Annotated in this window: 16 protein-coding genes; 15 read left to right on the plus strand and 1 reads right to left on the minus strand. The window is 42.7% G+C overall.

Annotated features, from left to right (window positions below):
- The 15 genes from RHS_RS18880 to RHS_RS18955 form a co-directional block, all read left to right on the plus strand.
- Nucleotides 1-218 (plus strand): ATP-binding protein (locus tag RHS_RS18880; protein ID WP_047834050.1); only part of this gene is annotated, 218 nt, incomplete at its 5' end.
- Between the two features lie 17 nt (nucleotides 219-235).
- A complete protein-coding gene (locus RHS_RS18885) occupies nucleotides 236-1,741 on the plus strand; it encodes a response regulator (RefSeq protein WP_395022968.1) in 1,506 nt (501 codons plus the stop codon).
- Nucleotides 1,742-2,077: 336 nt separating this feature from the next.
- Nucleotides 2,078-3,427, plus strand: coding sequence for an ABC transporter substrate-binding protein (locus RHS_RS18890; protein ID WP_027295818.1), 1,350 nt, complete (start codon nucleotides 2,078-2,080; stop codon nucleotides 3,425-3,427).
- 75 nt (nucleotides 3,428-3,502) lie between these two features.
- Nucleotides 3,503-4,384 (plus strand): carbohydrate ABC transporter permease, encoded by an 882-nt coding sequence (locus tag RHS_RS18895; protein WP_027295819.1) that lies wholly within the window; start codon nucleotides 3,503-3,505, stop codon nucleotides 4,382-4,384.
- Nucleotides 4,385-4,422: 38 nt separating this feature from the next.
- On the plus strand, nucleotides 4,423-5,247 hold the full coding sequence (locus RHS_RS18900; protein ID WP_027295820.1) for a carbohydrate ABC transporter permease: 825 nt from the start codon (nucleotides 4,423-4,425) through the stop codon (nucleotides 5,245-5,247).
- 166 nt (nucleotides 5,248-5,413) lie between these two features.
- Entirely contained in the window at nucleotides 5,414-6,508 is a 1,095-nt protein-coding gene (locus RHS_RS18905) for a glycoside hydrolase family 172 protein (RefSeq protein WP_044289628.1), read from the plus strand.
- A 270-nt stretch (nucleotides 6,509-6,778) separates the two neighbouring features.
- Nucleotides 6,779-8,158, plus strand: coding sequence for an ABC transporter substrate-binding protein (locus tag RHS_RS18910; protein ID WP_047834052.1), 1,380 nt, complete (start codon nucleotides 6,779-6,781; stop codon nucleotides 8,156-8,158).
- 389 nt (nucleotides 8,159-8,547) lie between these two features.
- The gene (locus RHS_RS18920; protein ID WP_242881578.1) at nucleotides 8,548-9,474 is read left to right on the plus strand and encodes a carbohydrate ABC transporter permease; all 927 of its coding nucleotides are present in this window, start codon (nucleotides 8,548-8,550) and stop codon (nucleotides 9,472-9,474) included.
- A 1-nt stretch (nucleotide 9,475) separates the two neighbouring features.
- The gene (locus tag RHS_RS18925; RefSeq protein WP_027295823.1) at nucleotides 9,476-10,306 is read left to right on the plus strand and encodes a carbohydrate ABC transporter permease; all 831 of its coding nucleotides are present in this window, start codon (nucleotides 9,476-9,478) and stop codon (nucleotides 10,304-10,306) included.
- Nucleotides 10,307-10,441: 135 nt separating this feature from the next.
- On the plus strand, nucleotides 10,442-12,214 hold the full coding sequence (locus RHS_RS18930; protein WP_047834054.1) for a sensor histidine kinase: 1,773 nt from the start codon (nucleotides 10,442-10,444) through the stop codon (nucleotides 12,212-12,214).
- Between the two features lie 20 nt (nucleotides 12,215-12,234).
- Nucleotides 12,235-13,722 carry a response regulator gene (locus RHS_RS18935; protein WP_044297609.1) on the plus strand — a complete coding sequence of 496 codons (1,488 nt, stop codon included), beginning with the start codon at nucleotides 12,235-12,237 and terminating at the stop codon, nucleotides 13,720-13,722.
- Nucleotides 13,723-13,791: 69 nt separating this feature from the next.
- Nucleotides 13,792-16,950: a glycosyl hydrolase gene (locus tag RHS_RS18940; RefSeq protein ID WP_047834055.1), complete on the plus strand. Its 3,159-nt coding sequence runs from the start codon at nucleotides 13,792-13,794 to the stop codon at nucleotides 16,948-16,950.
- A 336-nt stretch (nucleotides 16,951-17,286) separates the two neighbouring features.
- Nucleotides 17,287-18,624: an ABC transporter substrate-binding protein gene (locus RHS_RS18945; RefSeq protein WP_047834056.1), complete on the plus strand. Its 1,338-nt coding sequence runs from the start codon at nucleotides 17,287-17,289 to the stop codon at nucleotides 18,622-18,624.
- 75 nt (nucleotides 18,625-18,699) lie between these two features.
- Nucleotides 18,700-19,626: a carbohydrate ABC transporter permease gene (locus RHS_RS18950; RefSeq protein WP_152614299.1), complete on the plus strand. Its 927-nt coding sequence runs from the start codon at nucleotides 18,700-18,702 to the stop codon at nucleotides 19,624-19,626.
- Between the two features lie 9 nt (nucleotides 19,627-19,635).
- Complete coding sequence (locus tag RHS_RS18955) at nucleotides 19,636-20,472, plus strand: carbohydrate ABC transporter permease (protein WP_083267611.1); 837 nt, start codon at nucleotides 19,636-19,638, stop codon at nucleotides 20,470-20,472.
- Here RHS_RS18955 and RHS_RS31365 read toward each other — a convergent pair.
- Nucleotides 20,469-21,377, minus strand: coding sequence for an AraC family transcriptional regulator (locus tag RHS_RS31365; RefSeq protein WP_052377954.1), 909 nt, complete (start codon nucleotides 21,375-21,377; stop codon nucleotides 20,469-20,471). The genes RHS_RS18955 and RHS_RS31365 overlap by 4 nt on opposite strands.
- Nucleotides 21,378-21,432 lie beyond the last annotated feature (55 nt).

Consider the following 21,432-nt stretch of genomic DNA (forward strand, 5'->3'; position numbering starts at 1 on the left):
AGGATGCTGTGCTTCGGATTATCGATAACGGAGCAGGGATGACCAGGGAAAGAATATTTTATGTCTTATCACAAGACAGTGACAGAATAGGACTTAGTAACATCAATCAAAGATTAAAACTGCTGTACGGGGAAAAATACGGTTTAATAATTGAAAGCAGGCCGGAAGAAGGCACTGAGATTATCATACATTTTCCGCCAAAGGCAAAAGAGATGTAATATTGGGGGGAACAGCAATGTTAAAAATACTGGTTGTTGATGATGAACCGAGAGTAAGGAGAGGGATCTCCAATCTGATACAGGAATACGATGATAAATATGAACTTGCAGGCTGCTGTGAATCTGCGGCAGAGGCTATTGAATTTTTTACCAGGGAAGTGCCGGATGTTGTGATCACCGATATTAAAATGCCTCATATGGATGGCTTGGAGCTGATTAATTATCTGAAGCACCGTTACCAGAATCTGGAGTTTGTGATTTTAAGCGGATACGGTGATTTTGAATATGCAAAGAAAGCACTGCAGTATCAGGTATATGATTTTTTGCTGAAGCCGGTAGAGGAAGAAGAATTCTATAAGGTACTGGATGCGATTGCGAAAAAGAGAACTGAGAAAAAGATGGAAAATCAGGAGAGTGCGGAGGATAATCATTTTTTTAATCTTTTGAAGACAAGTGCTAAGGAGGAGGAACTGCATTATTTAAATGTATTGGGATTTACCGAAAAAAAAGAACTTCACAGAGTTATGATTATTGAGACACAGTATGTTAATGCAGCGGCACTGAAATCAGTGGGCGGAATGAAGCGGCTGCTAAAACAGGAGATAGATTCCGATCTTAAGGTATATAACTGCTTTGATAAACAGTCCGTGCTGATCTGGAACCGGAAATGGGACCCCGAAGAATTTGCAAAGAAAACCGAGCTGCTTCTGCAGAATTATAACTGTAAAGTACTCGTAGGGGTCAGTGGGGAAGCGAGTGACTATTTGATGCTGAAAGAGCAGTATATGCAGGCATTGGTTGCATTAAAGAACTGCATTTACCAGCGGTTTCAGACCATTTTCACTTATTACAAAGACCGGATGGATCGGGAAATACGGTTTCCGGACGAGATTATGGGGAGAATGGTAAATGCGATGAAAAGCCTGAATGAAGAAGGGCTGTGTGCACATATTAAGGATCTGATGAGTGTTTATAAGGAAAGCAACTGCAGTATCCTGAGGCTTAAAAATCATATGATGTTCCTGGGTACTAATTTAGAGCGGTTGTGTGAATCCTTCGGCATAGATCCGGGATATAGTAAGAATATCCTGTCTTTCACCGCCAACATTGAAGAAATGAAAACTTTTTCTGAGCTGGAGGAGGTATTAAGCAGTAATATCGCTGAAATATCTGCAGGAATCCGCCAGATGAAAGAGTATAAAACAAAATCTTACCGGATGAACAATATTATGAAATATGTGGATGAAAATTTTACCCGGGATATTTCTTTGCAGGAAGTGGCAGAGTATGCAAACCTTTCGGTTGGGTATCTGAGTAATTATTTTAAGACCGAGGCAGGCATGAACTTTGTAGAGTATATTACATACCGAAGGATGGAGAGAGCAAAGGAGCTGCTGGTCAGCACCAATGATAAGGTCTACCATATTGCGGAACAGGTAGGATACACCAACTCCCAATATTTTACCACGTTATTTAAAAAACAGATCGGAGTAACGCCGGCTGAATACCGGCAGTATTTATAGAGGATTTATAAAACAATAGTAGTGTGGGGGCAGAAGCAATGCGGCTTTTGTGCCCATATTTTTATGCTGATCTAGCACTGCTCCTAAGCCTATGACGTCTGTGTAATTCCTCCGCTCCCCACCTTTGTGAGATTCAGTCTGCTTCCCAACAAAATACCTGAATAAAACAAATTTATAACAAATTCCACACAAAATATGAAAAAAACAAAAGGAATGTAAAATATTTAAAATAGTAATTAAAATTCAGAAAAGCTATAATACAAGTGTAAAGAGAAGCAGGGAACTGGAAAGACGTCGCCAGTCATTGCAGAATGCCGAGAAATAAGGAGGATTCAAATGAAGAAGAGAAGCAGGTTATTATGTGGTGCGTTGGCTTTGACAATGGTGGCAGGAATGCTGTCGGGATGTGGAAAAGGTATGGGAAAAGAGACGGGAAAAGAAACCGGGGATACACAATCAAAAACAACAGCGGCTGCCGGTGATACTAAATCAGCAGATGCTAAAGAGATTACATTCTGGATGTTCCAGGAAAATGCGGAATACGATTTCTTTAAGAAATACGTGGATTTGTATAATGAAGAAAACCCGGACGTACACGTTAAAATGGAACAGATCCCCTGGGAAGATTACAATGGTACAAAAATGGCAACGGCATTTGCCTCCGGCACAGGTCCGGATGTCTTTCTGGTAGCCCCTGGACTATTTTTGAAATACGCAAATTCCGATATTCTTGCACCATTAAATGATTACATCAAACCGGAAGTACTATCGGATTTCTCAGAATCATCCCTGGACGGAGTGAAAATAGGAGAGGATATTCTGGCTATTCCTTTTGAAATGGAGTTCTTGGGATTGTATTATGATAAAAAGGCTTTGGCAGAAGTAAATAAGGAGGCTCCCAAGACCTGGAATGAGATGTATGATGCGGCGAAAGCATTGACAACAGATACCAGATCGGGACTCACCTTTGAAACAGTGAAAGGAACCCATCAATTATTTGAATGGTATCCATTCCTGTGGCAGACGGATAATGATGTGTTCAATGAAGAGAAAACAGCTGCAAAACTGAACCAGCCGGGAGTAATAGAGAATTTAGAACTGAAACGAAAAATGCTGGAGGAGGGCACTGCCAATCTGAAACCGAGCCGAAATAATACGGAAATCGGAATACTGGCTGATGGAGAAACGGCAATGCAGATAAACGGCTCCTGGGCAATTACGAAGCTGGAGCAGGAGTATGCGGATTATATTGATAATGTAGGTCTGGTTCCACTTCCGATTCCGGAAGGCGGTCATGCATCTACCGTTGCCGGCGGCTGGAAAGTATGTGCAAATGCCAATTCCAAATATCCCGAAGAGGCAGCCAGATTTGCCACATGGCTGTTTGCAGATGATGTATCCCATGGGGAGGAATGGTGTACTGAGGTGAAATTTGCCTACTCACCAAGAAAGTCAATTGTGGAAAACAACAGTGACATCTACCAGAAGGGACTGCGCTCTGTATTTACCAATGAAATCTTTGGAACGGAAAAGGCAGAGAAAAGGCTCCCGGCTGAAATATCAACTATTTTACAGGATCTGCTTCAGGCTGCATATTTTGATACTAGTACGGACATTACAGAGGAGGTTATTAAGGCAGAGGATAAGATCAATGAATTCCTCGCCAGTTATGACGGCGAATTATAATCTCTAAACGATTAGATCATTGAACTGATACAGCGTGATTAACGCTGTATCAGAATTACAGAAAAGAGGGGCGGCATGAAAAAACGTAAAATTAATAAAGGTGAAGCTCTGACGGCGTATGCTATGCTTTTACCGGATGTTCTGGGACTTTTGGTGTTTGTTTTTATTCCTATCCTGTATGCTTTTTATATCAGTCTGCACGATTGGACCGGATTATCCGCAATGACTTTTGCAGGGCTGAAAAATTATCAGAAACTGCTAAACGATGATTTGTTTTTAAAAAGTTTATGGGTAACCGTAAAATATACCTTAATGTATGTTCCGGCTGTATTTTGCTTAAGCCTCTTGGTTGCAAGCCTGCTAAACAGCCTGAACAAAAAGGTGCAGTCATTTTTTAGAACAGCATTTTTTGTTCCCTATGCAATTTCTACGGTTATTGCAGGTCTGATGTGGTCCTTTATGTATGATCCCATGAAAGGATTCTTAAACCAGATTATCAAATACTGCGGAGGTGAAAATCAAAAGTTTCTCGCTTCCACCACCCAGGCACTGCCTTCGGTAGTAGTGGTAGGCGTATGGCTGGTATTGGGATATAATGCTATTTTATTTCTGTCTGCCATGAAAGACATACCGGCAGAATATTATGAGGCGGCAGACATTGACGGAGCAGGCAGCATCCGCAAATTTTTTACAATCACGCTTCCATTGCTGAAAGATACTACCGTATTCGTAGTTGTAATGTGCGCAATTGCTTCCTTTCAGGCATTCGACCAGATTAAAGTCATGACGGCAGGAGGACCGGCAAATGCTACTACCACATCTGTTTTATACACTTACCGGCAGGCATTTGAAACTAACCAGATGGGATATTCTTCAGCTTTGGCATTTGTATTGTTCTTAGTAATTATGGTATTTACCTTACTTCAAATGAAAATTTTAAAGGGCAGGGAAGACTAAGTTTTATGCCTGCGCAGGCAGGCGGATGGGAGATTATCATGAAAAAAAAGACCAGGCAGCAGATTATTCTTATTGTGATAGCTGCCATCATAGCGATTATTATTGTATTTCCGATATATTTTCTGGTTATCAGTTCGTTTAAACCATTGGGGGATATTTTCAATATGGATATCTTTCCGGATTTTTCCACATTATCCTTTGATAATTACAGGACGGTTTTTCAGGAAGAAAGCTTTGGCGGATACATTTACAATTCCTTTTTTGTGGCAACCATAGTAACCGTTGTGGCCCTTATCTTTCATGCAATGTCAGCATATGCACTGGCAAGGCTGAACTTCCTTGGAAAAAATGTCATTTTCACCTGGATACTAAGCACATTAATGATTCCGTTTTCTGTAATTATGATTCCGTTGTTTATTATTGTACAGAAAATGCATTTAATTAATAACCTTTGGGGAGTTATTATTCCCATGATTCCCAATGCCTATGGAATCTTTTTATTCCGGCAGTTCTTCCTGGGAATTCCCAAGGAACTGGAGGAAGCGGCAAAGATAGATGGGGCATCATACTTTGGAGTTTTTTGGCGGGTGGTTCTTCCACTGTCTAAGCCCATAGCGGTAACCCTGGCAATATCCTTTTTCCTGGCAAACTGGAACAATTATCTCTGGCCATTAATTATTGCACAGGACAGATCATTGTGGCTGGTACAGATAGCAATTGCCAATTTCAAGACTTCACAGTCCGTAGAATGGAATCTCGTTATGGCAGCTTCCTGCATTGCGGCACTGCCCATAATCATATTATTTTTTGTATTTCAGAGATATATTACAGACGGAATAAAAACTGCGGGCATTAAAGGATAACGGATAAAGGATAACGGATAAATGATAAATGAAAAAGGATAAATGATAAAGGATGACTGCAATCAGATACCACTAAAATATTATAAAAGAAAGGAACGCCCAGGGAGATTATGGATCCGGACAGTATGGGCGGTATTGCAGAAGGTCTGCAATATAAGGTGAAATTATGAACTATTCCAACATACCATCATCACTAAATACATTAGCGATTAAAAGAGATACAAAGCGAAAGAGGGTTTCCAGTTATGATAAAAAGGGCGGCAATGATGACCGTGTTTATATCCAGCCGGGTAAAACTTTTACGATCTGTGACATTAAAGGTGCAGGCTGTATTAACCACATTTGGTTTACACTGGCAAATGACGGGTTTATCCAGGAAAAGTATAATCTGAGAAAACCGGTCCTTAAGTTCTACTGGGATAATGAAGAGGAACCAAGTGTATTGGCACCCATCGGGGATTTCTTTGGTATGGGTCATGCTATGTGCAAGAACTTTGTCAGCGCTCCCTTACAAATGAGTCCGGAAGACGGACGGGCATTTAACTGCTGGTTTCCGATGCCTTTTGCTGAACGTGCCCATCTCACCGTCGTAAATGAATGTGATACTACATTAATCTTATATTTTTATATTGATTATGAAGAGTACGAGGAACTACCGGAAGAAATGCTTCGCTTCCATGCATTGTGGAATCGGGAGTTGCCAACGAAGGGTGTGACAGAAGAGAATTTTGAGACCCACAGGGACTGGTGCTTTGAAGGGGCAAATTTAACGGGAGAAGACAATTATGTATTATTTGAAGCTTCCGGAAGAGGTCATTATGCAGGCTGTAATATTAACATTCATAACCTCAATTCCAATGGACTTTGGGACTGGCCAGGTGAGGGCGATGATATGATCTTTATTGACGGGGAGCCATGGCCTCCAAGACTTCATGGAACCGGAACCGAAGACTATGTAAATATGGCATGGTGCCCCCGGCAGGAGTACAGCGCTCCCTATCATGGGTTAATACTGGGGGGAGAAGATAACTGGAAGGGGAAGATTTCCTATTACCGTTACCATATACAGGATCCGATTATGTTTGAGCAGTCCATCAAAGTTACAATTGAGCATGGACATGACAATCACAGAAGCGATGACTGGTCAACGACTGCATATTGGTATCAGACAGAGCCGCATGCAGCCTTTGCCGAAATACTGCCTGTGGAGAAGCGGCTCCCTATAGAGGAAGAAGAGTTTAATTGGGAAGGAAAAATCTAACAAATAATTTTAAAACCTAAAACATACTATTATATTTAAAAAAAGCGCAGCATATTACAACTACAGGTTGTAGTGCTGTGCTTTTTCGTACCGATTTGCTGTTAACAACGCAACGCTGTACTGGCATGGACATTATGCTAAAAACCATGGATAAAAAGTTTCATGGAAAAGAAAACAAATTATTTTCTATGCTCTTTAGTGTAATGTCCATGTTCAAATGCGGACCTCGTATGATAGGATTGAATTATCAAAAAACGGGAGGAAACAAATATGAAACGGAAGAAATTAACAGCTCTATTATTAGCATCTGCAATGGCGGTGGTAACCTTTACAGGCTGCGGGGGTTCAAACAGCACCCAACAGGCGGACGATCAAAAGACTGCTTCGGAAGGCAGTGAGACAGAAAAAAATAATAGCCAGGTTGAGACATCAAAAGAATCAGGAAAGGAACAATCAGGTGACAAACAGTTTGAAGGTGTAACGCTTACCTTGCTGAACCGCTCATCCGCCACACCGAAAGGAGTACTGGATCAGGCATGTGCTGTTGCAGAAGAAAAATTCGGTTTTAAAATCGATATTGAACCCTGCGAGGAGGACAACGTGGTTAAGACCAGACTCGCTACCGGTGATTGTCCGGATCTGCTGATTTATAATACGGGAAGCCTGCTTTCTTCGCTCAATCCCGCAGAGTACTTTATTGATCTTACCAATACAGATATGGCGAAGACCTTCGATGATGCGTTTAGCCAGGCGGCAAGCGTGGATGGCGTGTTATATGGCATCCCACAGTGCGACAGCATGGGAGCCGGAGTCTATTATAATAAAGAACTGTATAAACAATATAATCTGGAAGTACCAAAGACCTGGGATGAGTTCCAGTCAAACCTGAAGACCTTGAAAGAGGCAGGGGTTACCGGAGTCGGAACGGCGCTGAAGGATGTAGTCTACGCCCAGCTTCCATTCCTGGCGGACAATTACCAGATCCTGCATGATGAGCCGGACTTTGCAAAGGAATTTACCGCAGGAAACATCAAATTTGCAGATTCCAAGGCAGGGCTCAGAACCTGGGAGAGATATGAGGAACTAGTTCCGTACTTTAACGAGGACTGTGCTTCTGTTACCATCGAAGAGATTGCAGAAAGAATATTCAGTAATGAATGTGGACACCTGATCAATTTCTCCAACCAGATTCCTACCTGGAGTGAGACTTATGGGGACGATATCAACAAACTGGGATTCTTCGCACTGCCGGGTGATACACAGGAGCAGACCGGACTGACCATCTGGCCTTCCAATGGTATTTATGGGAATAAAAACAGTGAAAATGTGGAAGCAATTCAGGCATTTTTGGATTGGTATGCATCTGATGAGGGAATGGATACCCTGACTTCCTTTTATACACCAGCCGGCGGCTTCCATACAGGATATGAGCCAAAAGGGGAGTCTCTGGACCTGATCAAAGAGGTACAGGCATATTATACGGAAGGAAATACAGCTCCGGCCCTTGAATACCTGACACCAATCAAGGGTGCAAACTGTCCGCAGATCTGCAGTGAGATCGGCAGTGGACAGACAACTGCCAAAGAAGCGGCAGAAGCCTATGACGAAGACTGCAAAAAGGCAGCTATGCAGCTTGGAATGTGGAATTAAATGTAAGAAAACGAGGTGGCTGTCCCAGTCGGCAGCACCTCTTTTTTTACCCTTGGATATCCCGTAATGCGCGTTCCGCTTTCAAACTACTTATTAAGACAGTATGGCAGGCAGGCCTGCGATATGCAGGAGGTATAAGGTTGAAAGAAAATTATGATTTGGAAAGGAAGCCACAATGTAATTCTTTCAACCTGTTTTATTGTGGCAGTATCGCAGGCAGGCCTGCGATATGCAGGAGGTATAAGGTTGAAAGAAAATTATGATTTGGAAAGGAAGCCACAATGTGATTCTTTCAACCTGTTTTATTGTGGCAGTATCGCAGGCAGGCCTGCGATATGCAGGAGGTATAAGGTTGAAAGAAAATTATGATTTGGAAAGGAAGCCACAGTGTGATTCTTTCAACCCGTTTTATTGTGGCAGTATTGCAGGCAGGCCTGCAATATGCAATGGGTATAAATATGAGTAAAAATAAAACATATTCGAATTGGTTTTTTGCTCCTGCGATGGTTATTTTCCTGGTCTTTTTTATTACACCTCTGGTCATGGGATTTTATTTCAGCCTGACGGTATGGGATTTTAACGGAGCAACTTTTGTGGGACTGGATAACTATAAGATGTTCTTCTCTGAGCGGTCACTGAACATCAGTATTAGAAATACACTGATCTATGCAGTTCTGACCTCTGCATTAAAAACAATACTTTCATTTTTTATCGCTATATTTCTTACCAGTGCCATTAGAACAAAAAATATGATCCGCTCCATTGTATTTTTCCCCAATCTGGTAAGTGCAATTGTAGTAGGAATTACGTTTTCCACTTTTATGAATTACTCCAAGGGATTGTTCAATAAAATTATCGGATTTTTCGGAATTGCCGGGGTTGACTGGCTTGGAGAACCTTCGGTAGCCCTCTACTCAGTTATCTGGACCGATGTTTGGAAAGGGCTATCCATCGCCACTGTAATTTTTGTGTCAGGTATTGTAAGTATTGACAAAACATTCTATGAAGCAGCGTCCATAGACGGCGCCAACGGATGGCAGAAAATGAAAAGCATTACCTTGCCCCTCTGCCGCCCGGCAATGAACAGTATTATTATTCTTTCTTTTATTGGGGGATTAAGAAGCTTCGAGCTGATCTGGTCCATGACAGGAGGGGGACCCGGTTTTGCCACAGATGTACTGTCCTCCGTTATTTACAAACAGTATGCATCGGGATTCTATGGAATATCCACAGCCGGTAATGTGATTATGCTGGTACTGGTATCATTGCTTGCATTCCCGCTTCAGAAATTCCTGATGAGCAAGGAGGTGGACTGAGATGAAACGAAAAAAAAAGCTTTTGTTGTTTGGTGATATCATTGGGATGCTTGCTGCGATTTTAATTTTTGTAACGCCATTTATTTATATGTTTATCAATTCCCTGAAAACTGCAAAAGAAGCAAACCAGTTTAGCTTTGCGCTGCCCGAGAAGCTGATGTGGAGCAATTATGTGGAAGTATTTAAAGAGAGTAATTACATTCTGCTTACCGCTTTTAAAAACAGCATTCTGCTGACCGTATTTTCTGTAGCTGGTCTGGTGCTGGTCTGCTCTTTGGCGGGATATGTGCTCCAAAGGCGACAGGATAAAACGACCAATTTCGTAAATATGCTCATTATGACAGGGCTTATAATCTCTCCTGCAGTGCTGCCTACGATCTGGGTTCTAAAGGGATTACATATATACAGAACCCTGTTGGGGGTAATATTAGTGCAGATTGCCACCGGAATACCTTATACCACCATGCTGTACCGGGGCTTTATTTCCAGTATTCCTAAGGAGCTGGAGGAAGCGGGCTGTATCGATGGCTGCAATCCCAGAGTTATGTTCCGGAAAATCATTTTTCCTCTGCTGAAGCCGATTACGGCAACCGTGGCCATATTAAACTCGGTAAATTATTTTAATGATTTTACCACTCCCCTTTATTTTTTACCGGGAAAAGAAAATATGACAGTGCAGATGACTCTTTATTATTTCAAGGGGAAATACTCCACCTCTTACAATCTCCTGTTTGCGGATGCTCTTGTAGTTACAATTCCGCTGCTGATAATATTTATTTTTCTGAATAAGAAGATCATGGATGGAATGGTAGCAGGTTCCGTTAAAGGGTGAGCGCGAAATTTACCGGAAAGGTATCTGGAATGATTCTATCCCGGGAGCTGCTTTCGTGATACAATAATTCCAGGAGTGTGTCTGTAAAATCAGTCCCGCAGCCTGCATGAATACACTCCGGGAGGAGGGAACGGCATGAAGTTTCAGACAAAAATGAGAACCGTATATGCCATACTGGGGATATTGACCGCAATTGTAGCAGGATATATCTATTATTCCATCAGTATGGAGAAAATAAAAGAGAGGGAGATGCAGAATCTTTCCATCAGCGTCCGGCAGCTGAGCCAGCAGTATGACGAGCTGATTCAGTCCATGAAAGATGTGAGTTACTATCTGCTCAGCGATGCGGACACTTTGACGGCGATCACTACCATTTCTACAATGGAAAGGTCTGAGCGGACAGAAAGGTATTTCCTGAATTCAGAGGATACGATTTTATCTCAGGAAAACAATGACTATATCAGTAAGAAATTTTACCGGGTGGTATTCTGCAACGATAATTGTGAACCGATTGCCAACCACAATATGGATGACAGGAAAATCCGCAGGCATCTTGATTATAAAAAAATGCCATGGTATGAAAGGGCAAAGGACAACCAGGACACATTTACTATACTTGGAATGCATCCGGATACCTGGGGTGATAAGGATAACCTGAAGGTATTATCTGTTGTAAAGGCAATACAGGGAAGAAATATGGGGTATATCGAAGTTCAGATGAGCCTGGAAGATGTCCGGAACAAACTTCAGCTGGGTGACACAGACTTAAACGTATGCCTTTTGGACGACAAGGGTGAGGTTATTTACCAGAATGGGGATGTGGATCTGGATTTTTGCAGAAGTCTTCTGCAGCGGGACAACATTCCGGCGGATACTTTTAAAGGAAGTCATGGAGCCAGATATCTGGCTGTGGGAGAATATAACGTGGATGCGGGAACTACGGTTATGGTCTATAAAAACAGTTCCGTAATTCAGGAAGATTCCTCCTATGTGGTATATATGAGCTTTTTCCTTATAGGAGGGATGCTGCTGTTTTCGCTGCTGTATGTAACCGTATCCACCAGGCATCTTACAAAACCCATGATCCGTCTGCAGGAGGCTTTTCAGAATACCAGTCTGGAAACCCTGACCCAGTCCATGGATCTGGATCTGAAGGACGGCAATGATGAATTCCGGAAAATGGGACAGGTGTACGAGGATATGAGGAGCCGTCTGCACACGGCGATTCAGCGGGAAAAACAGTTGTCCACCCTGCAGCTGCAGACCCAGTTTGACGTACTGCAGGCTCAGGTGAATCCTCATTTTATCTATAATGTTCTGAATGTCATTTCCGGCAGAGGCAGTCTGAACGACGATGAAGTGATCTGTGATATCTGTGATGAACTGGCGGGAATGCTGCGGTATTCCACCGATACGAAAGAAAAATATGCCACGTTGAAAGCGGAGATCACTTACCTGGAATTATATTTCTCATTGCTCAAATACAGGTATAAGCACAAATTGGAATACACCCTTGAACTAGATAAGACCGTAGAAAACCAGATACTTCCCAAGCTGGTTATCCAGCAGCTGGTGGAAAACAGCATCAATCACGGCTTTCAGAATATCAGCGGGATCATGAGGATTTCGGTAAGCAGCTACAAAGACGAAAGCCGATGGTATATCAGAGTCAGTGACAACGGAGAGGGATTCTCTCCGGGTGTAAAAAGAGATTTGGATGACAAGATGAATCAGTTAAAAGAAGACCTGGCAGATAATTTCCAGAATGTAGAGATGAGGATCGGGGGAATGGGACTTTTGAACACCTTTGCCCGGCTGTATCTGCTGAATGGTGATGACCTGGTCTTCCGGATTCAGAATAAGGAGGAAGGCGGAGCCGAGATTATCATTGGGGCGGCGCTAAAATAGGAAAGGAAAGATGAAAGCATATGTATCAGGTATTTATTGCAGAGGATGAACCGGCTGCGTTGGAGCATATTTGTACGATTATTCAGAACAAATGCCCGAATTTTCAGGTGGTAGGGACAGCGGAGGAAGGAAAAAGTGCATTGGAACAGTTAGAATATCTCCGCCCGGATGTGCTGATAACGGATGTAAAGATGCCTGTCATGGATGGAATATTTCTCATCAAAAGGGTGAAAGAGAAGTATCCGGATATTCTTTCAGTTATAATCAGCGGATATCAGGAATTTGATTATGCCCAGTCCGCACTGCACTATGGGGTGTGCGATTACATTTTAAAGCCGGTAAAGCCATCCACGCTCCAGGAGAGTATGTATATGATTCAGGGCAGGCTGGATGAGTACTATTATGGCCTGCGTAACAGGACGATCAGGGAGATGTATCTGGGAAATATTTCGGACCCGGTACGCTTCCGTCGTATCTTTTCTGATGACGGATATTATATTGCACTGTTAAGAAAAAACAGCCTGCCGAGAAGATTTGCAGAGTTCAGAGGCGTTGAGATATTTTCCATCAAAGAGGAGCAGCTGATGGTATACGGGAGAGATGAAATGGAAGCCTTGTACATATGCCCGGTAAAATTAATGGTTCACAGCAGCTTTGAAAAATTTATGATGCATATTCTGGAAAAGCAGAAAAATACCGCTGCGTTTCACACGTTAGTATTAAAGGAACGGCCGGTACCGGCGGAGAAGCTTCCGGAAATGATTCGGCAGCTTTACCAGACGATGGATTATCAGCTGGTCATCGGGAAAAATCAGATTATCCGGGACGAAGATTTCGATGCGGCAGAAAAAGGTGGACATAAATTTGACAATTCGTCTCTGAGCAGGCTGGAATTTTTAATAAAGGAGCATAACAGACAGGATATTCCCGATGAGATATCCCGGTGTTTTGCCAAATGGAGCAGGGAAGAGTACACTCAGCTTTGGACAGAGGAAAAAGTCCGGGAGATGTTCAGTGTTTTCCGAAGAGCCGATCTGCTGGATGAGCCGGTTGCCATGTGTGAGTACTTTATCGATGAGGCTTTCTATTATGCGGAAAATATGCAGAAGCTGGCAGAAGATATCCGGCAGATTCTGTGCAGGAATATACTGGAGGAATCCAGAACCTGGAAGATCGACACCCCGGAATTTTTTGATAAAGTAGAAAAATATCTAAAAGAACATCTCACAGAACCTTTGTCACCCCAGAAGATATGTGATGTTTTCGGCATTTCACAGGCATATCTGAGCCGGCTTTTCAGAAAATACAGTACGGTAAGCTTCAGTAAGAGGCTTACCATACTCCGGGTGGAAAAAGCCCAGCAGATTATGCGGGATAAAAGAGAATTATATATCAAAGATATTGCTTCCAGAGTGGGTTACGGAGACCAGTTTTATTTCAGCCGGATTTTCCGGTCCGTGACCGGTATTAGTCCTACTGAGTACATGGAAGAACTAAAAAATGATTGAATTCATACAGTGAGGCAGTCAAATAGCCTATGGGAATAAACAGAAACAGGAAAATGTCAGGGAGGCAGCATGAAACTATACGAAAAAAGCAAAGAAGAGCGTTTATCTAAGGAATTATTTGAAAATCCCCCGTCTGAATACAGGGGAGCACCATTCTGGGCGTGGAACTGTAAAATGACCCGGGAACATGTGGAACATGCATATGCAGAGCTGGAAGAAATGGGGATGGGAGGAGCCCATCTTCATTGCCGGACGGGAATGAACGTCCCCTATATGGGTGAAGAATTTATGGAACTGGTCAAACACAGCCTGGAGGAGGCCAAAAAGAGGAATATGCTTCTGTGGCTGTATGACGAGGACCGCTGGCCATCGGGATATGGAGGGGGATTTGTCACAGGCGACCATCAGTACCGCAGCCGTTTTCTCGTGTTCAGCCCGTGGAATCTTACCGGCAGGTATTTTAAGCCGGTCTATATATCCGGTGCACAGGCAGTACGAAGCATGGAACGGGAGCTTTTGCAGTGCTACGGGGTAAAACTGCAGGACGGATGGCTGGAAGATTACGTTATGCTGAAAGAGGAACAGGAACCATCACCCGGATATGAAAAGTGGTATGCTTACATGGAAGTGTCAGGAGATAATCCATGGTTCAATAACCAGGCATATCTGGACACTCTGAATCCGGAGGCTGTAAAACAATTTCTTCTTGCGGCCCATGAAAAATACGCTGAGAAAGTGGGAGGGGAATTCGGAAAACGGATACCCGCCATCTTCACAGACGAGCCCCAGTTCTGCCATAAAGGCAGACTGGGTTATGCTGATGCCAGGGAACAGGTTATTATTCCTTATACGGATGACCTGGAGGATTCCTTCCGGATGAAATATGGTCACAGCCTGCTGGAAAAGCTCCCGGAATTATTCTGGGAGGCAGGAGAAGACCAGGTGTCAGAGACCAGATACCAGTACCACGATCATATTTGTGATCGTTTTGTGCAGTCCTATGCAGTGCAGGTGGGGGACTGGTGTAAAGCCCACGGCATCCGTTTGACCGGACATATGATGGAGGAACCGGAGCTGATGTCCCAGACGGCAGCTCTGGGGGAGGCGATGCGGTCTTATAAAGCCTTCGATATTCCGGGGATTGATATACTCTGTGACAGCCGGGAGCTCTCTACAGCAAAGCAGGCGCAGAGTGCGGTTCATCAATACGGACGAGAGGGCATGGCAAGTGAACTATATGGTGTGACAAACTGGGATTTTGATTTCCGGGGGCACAAATTACAGGGAGACTGGCAGGCGGCCCTGGGAGTCACAGTCCGCGTACCTCATCTGAACTGGGCAAGCATGGCTGGGGAAGCCAAGCGGGATTATCCTGCCGCAATCGGTTACCAGTCCCCTTGGTACCGGGAGTATAAGCTGATTGAGGATCACTTTGCAAGGGTAAATACCGCTGTTACCCGTGGTACGCCGGAAGTAAAAATCGGCGTCATTCATCCCATCGAATCATATTGGCTATATTGGGGAACAGAGGAAAAGACCAGCGGAATCCGACGGGAACTGGAAGACGGCTTCCGGTCAGTGATCGAGTGGCTGCTGTACGGCCTTCAGGACTTTGACTTTATATCCGAATCCCTGCTTCCCGAACAAATGGAAACAGGACAGATTGAAAATGGTAAATTTCCGGTAGGAAAGATGAAGTATGATGCAGTAGTGGTTCCAAACTGTATAACATTGAGAAAGACCACAGTGGAACGCCTGGAGAAATTCAGGGAACAGGGAGGACAGGTGATTTTTACCGGCAGGCTTCCAAAATACATGGATGCAAAGAAGGACAGCCGCCCGGGGCAGCTGGCAGAAAAATGCAGGTATGCCGAATTTTGCGCCAATGAACTGCTAAACAGCCTGGAGAACTGCCGACTGGTAGAAGTAAGAGATGCAAGGGGGATTCGGGCGGATAATCTGATCTATCAGATGCGAAATGACGGTTCCGGCCGCTGGCTGTTCCTGTCCCATGTGAACCGCATGAAAAACCAGGATATCCCCAAACCGGTGCAAAATACCATAATTCTTGACGGCTATTGGGACTTGACCTTGTATGACACACTCACAGGAGAAACCAGAAAACTGGAATCGGTCAAATACCGGGGAAAGACAAATATTACAATGACACTCTATGAACATGACAGTCTTCTTCTGTATATGGAGCCTTTAGCACCAGTTACGGATCAAGCGGACACCGCACACGATGGGGGAAAGACCTTATCTTTGGGAGAAGAAGCAGAATTGGAGAACATTTTCATTACACCTGATTCACCCATGAAGTATACTCTGTCAGAACCGAATGTGTGCATTTTGGATATGGCAGAGTATCAGATGGACGGGGAGGCGTGGCATTCCAGGGAGGAAATACTGCGTATTGACAATCTGTTCCGGGAAAAACTGGGATATCCAAAGAGGATGGAAGCTTTTGCCCAGCCCTGGACAGACCAGACAGAGTACCCCTATAACCATAGCCTGACTCTGAAATTTTCCGTCCGGTGCCTGACGGCCCTGGAAGATCTTCATCTCGCCCTGGAAGATGCAGGGGATGTTGAAATCCGGGTTAACGAAAGATTCGTATCCGGAAGTTTGGACGGATGGTATGTGGACCGGGATATCCGTACGGTACCCATTGGAGGACTGCAGGAAGGCACAAATGAAATTCTGGTGAGGATACCTTACAATGAAAAAAGAAATATAGAAGACATGTATCTTCTGGGAGAATTTGCGGTATCTGTGGAAGGCAGCAGAAGTGTGCTGAGAGAAAAGCCGGAAACACTTGTGTTCGGTGACATCACCCGGCAGGGCTTTCCTTTCTATGGGGGGAATGTAACCTATGAACTTCCGCTGACGCTTCCCGAAGGTGAAGTGTACATAGAGATCTCCAGATTCCGAAGTCCGGTACTAAATGTGGAACTGGATGGGGAGAAGGCAGGGCATATAGCATTTTCTCCGTACCGTATTTCGCTGGGGAAAGCAGCGTCTGGAGTTCACCTGTTTCAAATAACCAGCTTTGGAAACCGGGTCAATACCTTTGGTGCCATACACAACTGCAATGAGGTGGAACGGTGGTTTGGTCCAAATGCATGGAGGAGTACGAAGGAAGAGTGGTCTTATGAATATTTTATCAAAGAGACCGGAATTTTGAAAGCGCCGGAGATTTATGTGATTACAGATAAGAACGCATGAGTATGCAGTTTTGTTTTAACAGCTGAATAAGATAAAAAGTCCGTATTTCTTTATGATAAAAGGAATCTGGGCTTTTTTTATGGTTCAATTGACCTCCTGCACGATTGAGTAAAATAACTTACAATGGAATTGGACCGGGTGATGTTCGAATTAGTACTATGTACGATTTTAAATGCTAAGTAGAATAGATAAGTGTACAATATTATCACAAACAGAGATGAAAAGATTAATTAATTAGTAAAAAATAACAATAAAAGGAGGGCGGAACAAGAAATAGCTGACAGAAAAAAGTTAAATGCGGAGAAATATAAATTAAGATCATGGAGGAAGGTACAAATGAAAAAGACATTAGCAGTAGTTCTGGCATTAACAATGGCAACCGGATTGTGCGCTTGCGGAGGCTCACAGGGAGAGGACGGTACAGCAAAAGGTATCCAAAATACAGCCCGGACAGATCAGGGGAAATCAGAAGATATTGAAACACCGGAAAATACGAACAGTGCATCACCGGAAGAAGTAAATCTAAGGATTTTAATACAGGAAACATCTGCTGATTCGGTAGAAGCAGCCATAGCGCCATACTTGGAACAGAATCCCAATGTGAATGTGGAGCTGGTAAAAGCGCCTGACTTTGTGGCAATGAATCAAAATGCAATTGCAGCCCATCAGGCGGATGATGACTACGATTTGATTACCGTTAATCACGTTGATACCCTTGCTTATGTAAAAGGAGATATTATACAACCCATAGATGAATTTGTGAAGGCGGATGGAATCAATTACGAGGATATCATATTTACCTCTTTACTGGAACAGGGCAAATCTGATGGACAGCTATTTGCAATACCAATTAATACAGGAACAAGAGTATTAGCGGTTAATAAAGAACTATTTGAAAAATATGGACAGAAATATCCGGAAACCCAGAAAGAAATGCTAGAAGCGGCAGCAGCTATGACCAAAGACGGAAACTTTGGTTTTGTAAATTCCATGTGTCGTAATTCATACGTTCCAACCTATGAACAAGGCGTATTTTTAATAGGTAACGGGGGTAGGCTGTATGAAATAGAAGATGGACATCCAGTGGCAAAAATTGACACACAGGAAATGAAAGATTTCCTGAATTTTAATGTAGAACTTCTGAAATATATGCCAAAAGACTGCCTTACTATGACAGAGGACGATGGAAGAAAAGCCTTTGCCACCGGAAATATCGGAATGTATGTATTTGGCCCCTGGGAATACTCCTTAATGCCGGAAGTAGATTTCACATATGAATTAATTAAAATTCCAAGCGGCACAAAAGAGCAGGCATCTACGTCAGGCGGATTCCAGATGGCAATTGGAAGCGGTTCGAAAAATGCAGGGGAAGCATGGAACCTTATGAAGTATATAACTACAACTCCCGAAGCTATGGCAAGTATGGCAGCAACGGATCTGCCCACAATGGAAGATGCATATAAAGTGGCACCTTATACAGATAAAAAATATGATATTTTCAGAGATCAGTTGGAAACCGCTTACCTTGCCGGAATACCTGTGCCTAATTTAAATGAAGTGTCAGAAGATTTCTTTTCCTATTGGACCGATGTTCTGTATGGAAAGATACCGGTAGATGAGGCTTGCAGTAAAGCGCAGGACAGCGTTCAAAAGCTCCTGGATAAAAACAAATAAAACTTATGACTGCGTCAGTTTATGACGATACAAAGTCGTGAGGCCGGTAAATATTTATAGGGGCTATAACAAATTGTGGGTGATGGAAAGGGGTATGAAGTTTTGTTCAAATCTAAGAGATTCCGGGGAATGTTTCCCTATTTACTTATAATACCAGGTATCTTATTGCTTCTGCTGGTTATTTTCCTGCCATTTTTGCAGAATATATTTTATAGTTTTACAGATTATTCCCTGCTGAATTCGGATACTACGCTTATTGGAATTGAAAATTACACCAATATTATCCAGGGAGATGAGTTTGCGGGGGCATTGGTCAAGAGCCTTATATATGTGGCCATCGTAATTAGTTTTGTTGCTTTCTTCGGTTTAATTGCTGCATTTTTACAAAACTCCAGAACTATGAAGGGAGTAGGAGCATTACAGGTTTTTTTACTGATTCCATGGATTTTACCAGAGGTTGTTACCGGATATACCTGGAAATTGCTTTTAAACTATCAGACAGGACCATATTATAATCTACTGGAAACATTACATATCATTCCAGCGGGGGAAGATATATTCTCAAACAGCGTGTACGCCATGCTTGCGGTTGCCTTTGCTAATATATGGCGGGGATTTCCCGTAGTAGCCATAACCGTTTTTGCAAAACTTCGTACCCTTCCATCTGATCAGGTGGAGGCGGCAGTGATCGATGGAGCGAACAGATGGGTTTTATTTAAATCCATTGAGATGCCGCATATTGCAGCGGCGTTTACTTCTGTTCTTACATTGTGTTTTATCTGGACATTTAATTCATTTGGTTTAGTACATGTTATGACAGGAGGCGGACCGGCAGGCGCTACTGAAACACTGCCGGTTTTGCTGCAGAGAAAAGCATTTAAATTCTTTGATTATTCGGATTCATCTGCTTTTGCTGTTATGATGATACTTGTGTTACTGGTAGTTGTATTAGCAATGAATACAATTCCAGGGATGCTAAAAAAAAGATCCGCTGACTTATAGGAGGTGCTTATGGTTGGAATGAAAAAAAAGAAAGGATATCTGCTGTTGAAGTATATCATATATATCGGTCTGCTGCTTTTTTTAGTTTTTCCCTTATATTGGATTGTTTCTACTGCCTTTCGAACAGACAAAGAAATTTTTAACAGTAGTTTGTCGTTAATCCCACAGTCTTTTACGATAGCACATTTTCAGGATGCATTTATCAAAGTTGACTTGTTGAAATGCTTAACAAATAGTCTCGTTATCACCTGTATTACAGTAGCCATCAGCATCCTGACCGGATTATTAATGTCATATGCCTTTGCAAGGAAAAATTTTCGTGGAAAGCGGTTCTTAAATTCAACGATATTATTAACGCAGTTTATACCGATGATTGCATACATTATTCCGTTGTATCTGATCATGAGTAAATTAAAAATGCTGAATACTTTTTCATCCTTATGGATTACCTATTTGGGAATAGCATTTCCTATCGCGGTAGTATTGCTGATTAATTATATTAATGATGTACCTGTTTCACTGGAAGAAGCGGCATGTATTGATGGATGCTCTAATTTTAAGGTTATGTTCTACGTGGTGTTTCCCCTGGCGATGCCGGGAATAATATCTACAGCGATATTTATATTTATCACCATATGGCAGGAATATCTGGTGGCAGTATCATTTATTTCTAACGAAAAGTTATACACCGTTTCTATGGCTCTGGCAAAATTTCAGGGACCCCATGGAACTGATTGGGGCGGCATTATGGCTGGTGCGGTTCTGATCTCTATTCCGGCAGTAGTATTATTCCTGTGTTCCAGAAAAATGTTCACGGACAATCTGGCAGGTGGGGTAAAAGGTTAAGCAGGCTCATGAAAGGAGCCATCAGCAGCAGAACCATGAGAGATCAGATCCCGGTACTGAGAAGGCGTAAAACCTGTAAACTGTTTAAAGACCGAAGAAAAATAATTACTGGAGGAAAAATTCAGATCGAAAGCAACATCTGTAATATTATAGTTCTCATCCAGCAGCATATTTTTTGCATACTCCACTTTAAGAGAGTTGATATACTCTCTGGGGGTTATGCCCATCTGCTCCTTAAACTTTGTTTTTAATCTGGAAACAGACAGATTGCATACTTCGCTGATGGATGAAAAGTTGATGTATTCGGTTATATTTTCCTTAATGAAGTCAATCGCTTTCTGAATATCACAGGAAATATCCTGGGAAATGTTTTCGGTAAGGGTGAGTCTGGTCAGGAACGAAAGAAACAGGCTGTGACCCAAAAGTTTCCAGGCAGGATCTTCCGAGCAGAAGTAGTCAAAAGACTGCATCAGCAGCAAAAGTTCTGAATTGCCAACCTTATTCGTCCTCTTTTTGTAGCAGGATAACTTTTGATATAGTATATCGCTCAGGGGTGGTGATAAGCCAAGAAAGTTACTGCATTTCGTCATATCGATCTGAAACCAGATGAATTCACAAACAGCCTGATGAGAATTGTTATTACCATGAGGTTCATCAGGAAAGGTAGTGAATACATCCTGTCCGAACAGATGATAGGTATGTCCGTTGACAGAATATTGCTGATGACCGTTAATTATGGTTACAAATTCTAAACGGTTTTTATGATAATGCTCAGATAAGGGAGCAGAAGCCCGGTTTAGCGTAGCCCGTGCGATCATGTGTAAAGATGGAATCTGAATATGCTGTTTGTTCAGTTTCTTAAAATCCTTTTCCCAGATATAGTCATCGTCAAAGCATTCAGTCATAGGTACCTCCATAAAGGGTTTTCTTATGACTTAATATAAGGTATGGAAATCATTT

Source organism: Robinsoniella sp. RHS (assembly GCF_001029355.1).
Lineage (GTDB): Bacteria > Bacillota > Clostridia > Lachnospirales > Lachnospiraceae > Robinsoniella > Robinsoniella peoriensis.

Coding starts and splice junctions, on each gene's coding strand:
- RHS_RS18885 (WP_395022968.1), top strand. CDS start 236: ATGTTAAAAATACTGGTTGTTGATGATGAACCGAGAGTAAGGAGAGGG.
- RHS_RS18890 (WP_027295818.1), top strand. CDS start 2,078: ATGAAGAAGAGAAGCAGGTTATTATGTGGTGCGTTGGCTTTGACAATG.
- RHS_RS18895 (WP_027295819.1), top strand. CDS start 3,503: ATGAAAAAACGTAAAATTAATAAAGGTGAAGCTCTGACGGCGTATGCT.
- RHS_RS18900 (WP_027295820.1), top strand. CDS start 4,423: ATGAAAAAAAAGACCAGGCAGCAGATTATTCTTATTGTGATAGCTGCC.
- RHS_RS18905 (WP_044289628.1), top strand. CDS start 5,414: ATGAACTATTCCAACATACCATCATCACTAAATACATTAGCGATTAAA.
- RHS_RS18910 (WP_047834052.1), top strand. CDS start 6,779: ATGAAACGGAAGAAATTAACAGCTCTATTATTAGCATCTGCAATGGCG.
- RHS_RS18925 (WP_027295823.1), top strand. CDS start 9,476: ATGAAACGAAAAAAAAAGCTTTTGTTGTTTGGTGATATCATTGGGATG.
- RHS_RS18930 (WP_047834054.1), top strand. CDS start 10,442: ATGAAGTTTCAGACAAAAATGAGAACCGTATATGCCATACTGGGGATA.
- RHS_RS18935 (WP_044297609.1), top strand. CDS start 12,235: ATGTATCAGGTATTTATTGCAGAGGATGAACCGGCTGCGTTGGAGCAT.
- RHS_RS18940 (WP_047834055.1), top strand. CDS start 13,792: ATGAAACTATACGAAAAAAGCAAAGAAGAGCGTTTATCTAAGGAATTA.
- RHS_RS18945 (WP_047834056.1), top strand. CDS start 17,287: ATGAAAAAGACATTAGCAGTAGTTCTGGCATTAACAATGGCAACCGGA.
- RHS_RS18955 (WP_083267611.1), top strand. CDS start 19,636: ATGGTTGGAATGAAAAAAAAGAAAGGATATCTGCTGTTGAAGTATATC.
- RHS_RS31365 (WP_052377954.1), bottom strand. CDS start 21,377: ATGACTGAATGCTTTGACGATGACTATATCTGGGAAAAGGATTTTAAG.